The following is an 8,707-nucleotide window of genomic DNA, read 5'->3' as shown; positions in this document are numbered from 1 at the left end:
GGGGTCCCCTCGGGGGCCCTCTTTTGCTATGTCGATAGGTTGTAACGAGGCATTGGTCTATCATGTACCTTTGCACTGGCTCGAGGGCATATGCCTAACCGGATAGGAGATCCTATGTCTGAGGAAATCTACAACAATGAAGCTTCCCAGGACGAGGTCTCTGCCGAGCTCGATGCCATGGTCTGCGACCTGATCGATGACATGCTCAATGGTCTGGCCGATGGCGAGGACCTTGGTGTGGTCCTCATCGCCGAAGACGCAAACGGTAACCGGTATCAGGCCTGTTTTACCGAGGATGGTCCCGAGGCCTGTCTCGAGGGTGCTCAGCATTTTATTGAGGCCAGCGCTGCGGGAATCCAGTCTGATCATGTCGGTCCGCTCGATCGCTATGCGATTGCGTATGCAGGCGGAGTGGAGCTCGACTGCGAGTTTCAGGATGCCGTCATTGTGAGCTTCTACCAGCGCGGGATGTCGATGGGTTACTCCGCATACGTGCTGTATGAGGGGGCGGGCATGGGCGAGGACTTCCGCTGGTGCGATCCCGAGCCGGCTGGCGAGGAACCCGCCCTTCTTTAGGATCGGGATACACTGTCTCACCTCTCTGGTGAACCGTTTTGCCAATCTTGCAGAGTAGTTCTATGGCTTCAGATTATGTGTAGTGCCAGCAAACCCGCTGGTGAGGCATGTTTGTATCAGTAACAACGGCTACAATACCGCCGTTACGATTTCCCGTATACCGACGAATTATCACGCTCATCGAAACTGGCTTGCGTGAGGCCCAATTATGGATAGGGGACGCCCATGCGCGTAGACAACCTTCGAGACATTGCCATCATCGCTCACGTCGACCACGGCAAGACCACTCTGTGCGACAAGCTGCTGCGCGCCGCTGGCGCCTTCCGCTCCAATCAGGAGGTCCAGGACCGCGTGCTCGACTCCAATGACCAGGAGCGCGAGCGCGGCATCACCATTCTGGCTAAGAATATCTCCATCGACTACAACGGCGTGAAGATCAACATCATCGATACGCCCGGCCACGCCGACTTCGGCGGCGAGGTCGAGCGCGTGCTGCGCATGGCCGACGGCGCGTTGCTGCTCGTCGACGCTTTTGAGGGCCCCATGCCCCAGACCCGCTTCGTGCTGCGTCACGCCATCGACACCGGTCTTTCCATCATGATCGTCATCAACAAGATCGACCGCCCCGGCGCCGATCCCGAGAAGGCGTACAACGACTGCCTCGACCTGATGGCCGACCTTGGCGCCACTGACGAGCAGCTTGAGTTTGCGATGGAGCATGTTGTGTACTGCTCTGGCGTGAACGGCTATGCCCGCCTCGACCCCGAGGATGGCAACATGGACATGTATCCGCTGCTCGATATGATCGTCAGCGATCTGCCGGCTCCCGAGGTCGATGTCGACGGCCCGCTTGCCATGCAGTGCGTCACTATCGACCACTCCAACTTCGTGGGTCGTATCGGTATCGGCCGCGTGTATTCCGGCACCATCCACACCGGCGACCAGATTCTCGTCGTCAAGAACGACGGCGAGCGCAAGACCGCTACCGTGAAGCAGCTCTTCACCTTCGACTATCTGGGCCGCACTGAGTGCTCCCAGGTCAGTGCCGGCGACCTTGCCGCCGTTGTGGGTGTGGACAACACCGATATCGGCGACGTGTACACCAATCCTGAGAACCCCGTCGAGCTCGATCCCATCGAGATCGACCCGCCGACCCTCTCCATCGTGTTCGAGGCCTCCACGTCCCCGCTCGTCGGTCGCGACGGCGATATCGTCGGTGCCCGTCAGCTCAAGGAGCGCCTGTTCAACGAGCGTGAGAACAACGTGACCATGCGCATCGAGGAGCTGCCGGACAAGACCGGCGTCGAGGTGAGCGGTCGCGGTATTCTGCACCTCTCCGTCCTGATGGAGACCATGCGCCGCGAGGGCTATGAGTTCCAGGTTGGTCGTCCGCGCGTCCTGTTCAAGAAGGACGAGAACGGCAACCTGCAGGAGCCTGTCGAGCAGGCCGTTGTGGAGTGCCCGGACGAGTACGCCGGCAAGGTCATTGAGATCTTCGGCAATTCCGGTGGCACCATGACCAGCATGGAGACCGGCACTTCCGTCACGCACGTCGAGTTCCGCATTCCGACCCGCGGCATCATGGGCCTGAAGAACCGCATTCTGAACGTCACTCACGGTGAGGGCGTGTTCTACCACACCTTCCTCGAGTACGGTCCGTATGCCGGTGAGATCGGCGGCCGTAAGAACGGCGCCATGATCGCCATGACGACCGAGAAGGCCGTGGCTTACGCCCTGGGTACGCTGCAGGAGCGTGGCTCGCTGTTCGTCGAGCCCGGCACCGAGTGCTACGAGGGCATGCTCGTGGGCGAGCGCAACCAGCCCGGCGATATGGTCGTGAACATCGCTCGTACCAAGAACCTGGGCAATCAGCGCTCTTCGACCTCCGACATCTCCATCCAGCTCGTGCCGCCGCGCACGTTCTCCCTGGAGGAGGCGCTCGAGTACATCATCGATGACGAGCTCGTTGAGATTACGCCCAAGAATATCCGCATGCGCAAGCGCCTGCTGAACGCCACCGATCGCAAGAAGGCCGCGAACCGCGCGGCCAAGTAACGCGCTGTTCGGGTGATGTCCGCCCAAGGCCGCTGGTGGCTTACCGGGTTGACTGGGCGCCGTCGCTGGCGCCACGTCGGGAGGCCGGGTTGTCCCGTGCCGACTGGGTCCGGCTTCTTTGAGATCAATCGTTCGTAAGGGGACGGGGTCTATCTGCATGTATGCTGGTAAACTGGCATGCGTACGGATTGACCCCGTCCTTTTTGCGTTCGGGGCTGATAAGTTGAGGTAATGCATGAGCGATGAGATTGAAATGAGGGCATCTGAAGAGATGGGACGGGCTTCCGATGAAGAGGTCGCTCGGATCCACGCCCGCAACGACTGGCTGATTGCGGCCGATCAGGCTCTTTCCGATTTGCGACGCCGCTCGCGTGATGGCAAGTTGACCACGTCCGATCGCTGGGTCAAGCGTGCGTTCGCCCCTGCGGGAACCGATGCGCGCACCTTTGCCGAGGAGCTCCTTGCGTTCATCGAGGAGCACCCTCACGCCGAGGACGCCCCTGCCATGGGAAAGCAGGATCTTCCTTTGGGATACGACGATCGCCCCGAGCTCAATGAGCTCGGCTTGGACGATCCTCTCCCCGAGCCGGAGGTGACGGACATCGTCATCCTGTACGGCAAATCCGGCATCTACCTGTATTCCAAACCGCTCATGTCGCACAGTTTTGCCCATGCGCTGTTCAATACGGCGGAGTGTGACGATTTGGCGACGTTTGCCGACGTGGTGCGCACCGAGTCGCGCGTGTATCCGCGTCCGGTGGCTGCCTCTGATTTCCTGAACCAGCCGTATCTGTGGTCTGCGTCCAAGGTTGCCGGCCTGTTCGAGCGCGCGATGAACGACGAGGCATATGCGGATATCGAGATCACCACGACGAGCCTGAACGAATCGTTCTTCTACTCCACGCGCCATCTGAGCCCCGCGCAGGGCAAGGCCCTGGCCGAATGGTACGGGGTGGAGAAGTTCCGCAACCCGTAAAGGTTCGCCGCGAAAGATGGATGGTCGTAAAATGCCATCCTGCTGCAGCGAGGCATTTTACGACTGAAATCTCGGTTGTTTGCACTTGAAAACGGTCGCGAACTGCTAACGTGCGACAGCGAGGCAGACTGCGACCAGAATGCCGTTTGCTGGTATCTGAAAAGGGTCGAGATTTGCCACTTTGTGATAGGGAGGCATATTGCGACCAAAACGCCGCCCGCTTGGGTATCGGAATGGTCGCGATTTGCCAGCGTGAGACAGCGAGGCATATCGCGACCAACAGAGTGGCAGAATGCGACCAAAAGACTGAATGCGACGCCGCGCGAGATCTTGCAGCATGACAAAGCCGCCTTCGCGGCGGCACGTTGATAGGGATAATGACAGGGAAACCCGATAGGAAGGAACCATCGCCATGGCCAAGCGCCGCCTGACCGAAGACACGCCGTTTTTGCGCACGCCCGATATGTACCAGATCGAGAATGACGCCCCAATCACCGAGTATTCCGAGCGCACGCTCGATTTGATTGCCGACGCCAAGAACGGCGGTATCCCAGACGGTGCCAACGCATTTTGCAGCGTTGGCAAGGAGAAGCGCGGTACGGTTCAGATGCAGCTGTTTGCCGAGATAGATCCCGAGACGGAGACGTTCGTCGAGGTCGGCTTCCGCAGTCATGGTTGCCTGGCCGCCATCGCCTGTGCCACGGCGCTCGCTACCATGCTGCGCGGGAAGACGTTCGACGAGGCCCTCGCCATCACCAAGGAGGAGATCCTGGAGGCGGTCGGCGGTCTGCCGAACGGCCGTAAGTACACGCTCACCTATGCGGTGGAGGCCGTGCGCGCGCTGATTGGCGACTACCTGCTGCGTATCAAGGGATATGAGATCGCCCAGCTCAACGAGGTCGTTCGCTGCGAGCGCATGTGCCCGAACTGCCTTCTCACCGAGAATTGCTCCCTGCGTGACGAGCGTATCGACCAGGAGCTGCGTGAGGCCGGCGAAATCGAGTAGGGGTGGCGCGGGTGTCGTGGTGGCCGTCGGGTGTGTACTGCGACGGATGTGCGTTCCGCCAACACCCCGTGAATCAAGGTATTATTCTCCAAATAGAATAATGAGCATCTGGGGATTAAACGCTTTATTCAGGCATAATTGAACCTGTCTGTATGTGCGCATTTTCGCCATGCGCGCAGCTTTTACGTTCCATGGGCGCAGGGGCGCCCGTGAAGCCTTTTGGGGAGGGAACTATGAAAGAGAACACCGCCATGGAGCAGGTTGGCTCCGGTGCGGACCGTCTCGACTCCTTCTTTACCCGTCGTGGGTTTGTGAAGGTGTCGGGCGCGTTCGTGGCGGGCATGGTGGCGCTGGGGCTGCTCCCGGATACCGCCGCTGCTGCCCCCACGAGCTCCAAGGGCGAGGTCGACTATTATGCGACCCCGGCCCACGTGCTCAAGGTCAACCGTGCCCGCTGCACCGGTTGCCAGCGCTGCGAGATGATGTGCACGCTCAAGAACGACGGCGCCTCTCAGCCCGCTGCCGCCCGTATCCACGTGCATGACGGCCTGCAGTTCGGCTCCGACTGGGAGTCCTGCGACGGTCTGTTCTACTCGTGCGAGTGGCAGATCCGTGCGTGCCACATGTGCACCACCGCCCTGTGCCAGACCTCGTGCCCGCACGCTGCCATCGTGACCCTCGAGGACGGCACCCGCACCGTCGACCCCGAGAAGTGCGTTGGCTGCGGCACCTGCGTCGCCGCCTGCCCGTGGCACATGCCCGTGGTCAACACCGAGACGCACAAGTCCACCAAGTGCGTTGCCTGCGGCCGCTGCGCCGAGCAGTGCCCCAACGGCGCTCTCGAGCTCATCAAGTGGGAGAACGTTAACCACTCCTCCGGCCCCACCCGTTCCGAGATCAAGTGGCCCTACGTCAGCGAAGTCCAGGACTTCGTCGGCGGCGGCAAGATCGCCCAGTAAAGGAGAAGCGCAATGGCTGAAACCTCTTACGGTTGGGCTGGCTGGATCGCCCGCGTCAACCTCACGAGCGGAGATATCACCGAAGAGTCCGATGTCGAGATGCAGAAGGACTACATCGGTGGCATGGGCTTCGCGAACAAGATCATGTACGACGAGGTCGGCCCCGAGGTCGATTGGATGGACGAGGAGAACAAGGCCGTTCTCGCTGTCGGTCCTCTGACCGGTTCCGGCGTGCCGCTGGCGGGTCGCTCCACCTGGGCGTCCCTGTCCACCTTCACCACCGACCACCTCGTGGTCGACATGCACTGCGGCGGCCAGCTCGGTGCTATGCTCAAGTACTCCGGCCACGACGGCCTGATCATCGAGGGCAAGGCCGACAAGCCCTGCTACATCTTCATCGATGACGACAAGATCAGCATCGAGGACGCCTCCGCCCTGTGGGGCAAGGGCACCCGCGAGACCACCGAGGCTCTGTGCAAGAAGCACGGTGCCGAGTGCTGCGTGGCCGCCATCGGCCTCGCCGGCGAGAACCTGCTGCCCTACGCCTGCGTGATGAACACCCGTTCCCACTCCGCCGGCGCCGGCCTGGGTGCCGTCTTCGGCTCCAAGAACCTCAAGGCCGTTGTCGTCCGTGGCACCAAGGCCTGCCACGTCGCCGACCCGCAGATGGTCGCCGACCTGTCCGACTACATGATCTCCCAGGTCATCGGCTCCAACAACAACCATGTCGTGCCGAGCACCCAGCAGTCCTGGGCCGAGTACTACGACGCCGGCTCCCGTTGGACCGCTCGCAAGGGCCTCTACTGGGCTGCCGCCGAGGGCGGTCCCATCGAGACCGGCGAGCCCAAGCCGTTCGAGCTCAACACCATGGGCTACCGCTGCATGAAGTCCACCAAGGACATGGGTCCCGCGGCCGAGAAGTACACGGTCAAGATGGCCGGCTGCCACAGCTGCCCCGTGCGCTGCTACGCCCAGGTCCACGTGCCCTACGTGCAGGAGAAGACCGGCTACGAGTCCCAGGGCAACACCTGCGTCCCCGGCTTCCCGTTCTCTGCCTACATGCAGTCCTTCCTCAAGGCCGATGGCATCTTCGAGGAGGACGGCAAGACGCTGTCCGATCTCTCCGTGAGCTACAACATGCTCATTTCCGCCACCGTCGACGACCTGGGTCTGTGGTGCAACTACGCCCAGCTCTACCGCGACCTGGCTTACACCTACTCCGCCGGCATCCTGGACAAGCACGTCCCGGCCGAGCAGATGGCCGAGTACAACTTCGACGCCATCATCCACGGCCAGGATCCCTCGAGCTTCGTCAAGATCCTGCTCGACATTGCCTCCAACGACGTTGAGAACAAGCCGATCTCCCTGCTCGGCCATGGTCCCATCGTGTGGGCCAAGGAGTGGGATTGCATGGATTGGTTTGACAACGCCAAGTCTGCGCTGATCAACTACCGCGGTTGGCCGGTCCACCACTCCATCGAGACCTTCGGTCAGGTCGGCGGCCTGTACAACATGATGTTCAACCGCGACGACATGATCCACTCCGCCGTCAACTTCCACGGCTGCGGCCTGCCGTATGAGCTCAAGGAAGAGATGGCCACCGAGATGTGGGGCAAGGGCGCCATCGACCCGGTCAAGGATTACACCGAGATGAACGAGGCCAAGGCCGAGTTCGCCTGGTGGAGCATCGTGACCGACGTCCTGCATGACTCCCTGGTCCTGTGCAACTGGGTGTGGCCGATGGCCATGGCTCCCGCTAAGGAGCGCAACTACCGCGGCGACCTGGACCTCGAGGCCCAGTTCTATACCGCCGTCACCGGCCAGAAGGTCACCATCGACGACCTGTACAAGGCCGGCGAGCGCATCATGACCCTCCAGCGCGCCAACACGGTCCGCGGCATGAAGGACAAGGACGGCAACGTGGGTTGCAACGACCTGCGCGGTGTCCACGACGTCATCACCGAGTGGGTCTTCGAGAAGGATCCCGAGATCGAGCCCTTCACCCCCGGCACCGACAAGATGGAGCGTAAGGACTGGAAGAAGGCCCTTACCATGCTCTACAAGCGCTTCGGTTGGGACGAGAAGCTCGGCTGCCCGACCAAGGAGTGCCTGAAGGACCTCGGTATGGACGACGTCGCCGAGGACCTCGAGTCCCGCGGCCTGCTCACCGAGGGTGGCGTTGCCTTCGACAAGCGCACCCGCACTTACGACCACATTCTCGAGAAGTACTGCGGCGACAACCCGGCGCTGTCCGCTTAAGTCGCTTGAGGTAGAGGAGCAACTATGGCTGATGAGACCAAGGAGACGAACGTGGCCGAGACCGCGTCCGAGACTCCCAAGAAGAAGCGCGACTGGAAGGGCAAGCGCCTTCCCATCGTGATCGCCGCCGTCGTGGCCGTGACGGTTCTCGGTGTCGCCGGCTGGGCTTGGCGCGCCACCCCCGGCTACTGCGACGCCCTGTGCCACAGCACCATGGGCAAGTACTACGACACGTTCGAGAATCAGACTGATTCCCTGGCGTTCGCCCACAAGGGTGTTGTGAACGGCAAGTGCCTGGACTGCCACGAGAACACGCTCGGCACCTCCGTGCGCATGGCTCAGTCCCAGCTCACGGGCAACCACGAGACCCCGCTCGCCAAGGTGACCTACACCAACGAGTTCTGCCTGCAGAGCGGTTGCCACGCGGGCGCCGGCATCATGCCCGGTGCGAGCGAGTCCTCCACCAAGGATCTTGCCTTTGACCCGCACAGCGACTTCCATGGCGTGCAGCAGTGCAATTCCTGCCACCGCATGCACGACCAGAGCGTCTTCACCTGCGCTGGCTGCCACCAGGTCGGTGCCTGGGAGGGAGAGGGCGGCATCCCCGAGGGTTGGACCAAGCAGGAGCTTGGCGACGGCTCCGAGGGCGCCGTGCCGGACGGCTGGACCACGCCGTTCCTGTTCGAGGCCGCCGAGTAAGTTCGGTAGGCTGCGATTCGACGGGCTGCGATTGAGCACCAAGAAAGGGCGGGCCTTTGGGCTCGCCCTTTTTCTGTGCGGCGGTTGCGGGGCATGCGCCTCGGGTTAGGTTGCCCGCGTCGCAAGGCGATTGCGGTGCCGCATGGGCGTTTGCGGTGCATCACGGGGATTGCCTAT

At 61.8% G+C, this 8,707-nt stretch carries 7 protein-coding genes; all 7 read left to right on the top strand.

What is annotated here, in order from left to right; genetic code table 11:
- Window positions 1–114: 114 nt before the first annotated feature.
- The 7 genes from FY258_RS07485 (at window position 115) to FY258_RS07455 (ending at window position 8,530) form a co-directional block, all read left to right on the top strand.
- Window positions 115–576: a hypothetical protein gene (locus FY258_RS07485; RefSeq protein ID WP_118104708.1), complete on the top strand. Its 462-nt coding sequence runs from the start codon at window positions 115–117 to the stop codon at window positions 574–576.
- Between the two features lie 225 nt (window positions 577–801).
- A complete protein-coding gene (typA, locus tag FY258_RS07480; protein WP_118104706.1) occupies window positions 802–2,631 on the top strand; it encodes a translational GTPase TypA in 1,830 nt (609 codons plus the stop codon).
- A gap of 235 nt (window positions 2,632–2,866) precedes the next feature.
- The gene (locus tag FY258_RS07475; RefSeq protein WP_118104704.1) at window positions 2,867–3,607 is read left to right on the top strand and encodes a YdhW C-terminal domain-containing protein; all 741 of its coding nucleotides are present in this window, start codon (window positions 2,867–2,869) and stop codon (window positions 3,605–3,607) included.
- A gap of 412 nt (window positions 3,608–4,019) precedes the next feature.
- Window positions 4,020–4,613, top strand: a complete 594-nt coding sequence (locus FY258_RS07470) for an iron-sulfur cluster assembly scaffold protein (protein WP_118104702.1) — start codon at window positions 4,020–4,022, stop codon at window positions 4,611–4,613.
- 233 nt (window positions 4,614–4,846) lie between these two features.
- Window positions 4,847–5,572, top strand: a complete 726-nt coding sequence (locus FY258_RS07465; protein ID WP_259324495.1) for a 4Fe-4S binding protein — start codon at window positions 4,847–4,849, stop codon at window positions 5,570–5,572.
- Between the two features lie 12 nt (window positions 5,573–5,584).
- Window positions 5,585–7,831 carry an aldehyde ferredoxin oxidoreductase gene (locus FY258_RS07460; RefSeq protein ID WP_118104700.1) on the top strand — a complete coding sequence of 749 codons (2,247 nt, stop codon included), beginning with the start codon at window positions 5,585–5,587 and terminating at the stop codon, window positions 7,829–7,831.
- Between the two features lie 24 nt (window positions 7,832–7,855).
- Window positions 7,856–8,530, top strand: a complete 675-nt coding sequence (locus FY258_RS07455; protein ID WP_118104698.1) for a cytochrome c3 family protein — start codon at window positions 7,856–7,858, stop codon at window positions 8,528–8,530.
- Window positions 8,531–8,707 lie beyond the last annotated feature (177 nt).

It is taken from the genome of Collinsella intestinalis, assembly GCF_902364775.2.
Classification (GTDB): domain Bacteria; phylum Actinomycetota; class Coriobacteriia; order Coriobacteriales; family Coriobacteriaceae; genus Collinsella.
The sequence above is the reverse complement of the archived record's forward strand: the minus strand, read 5'-3'. Positions and strand labels throughout refer to the sequence as shown.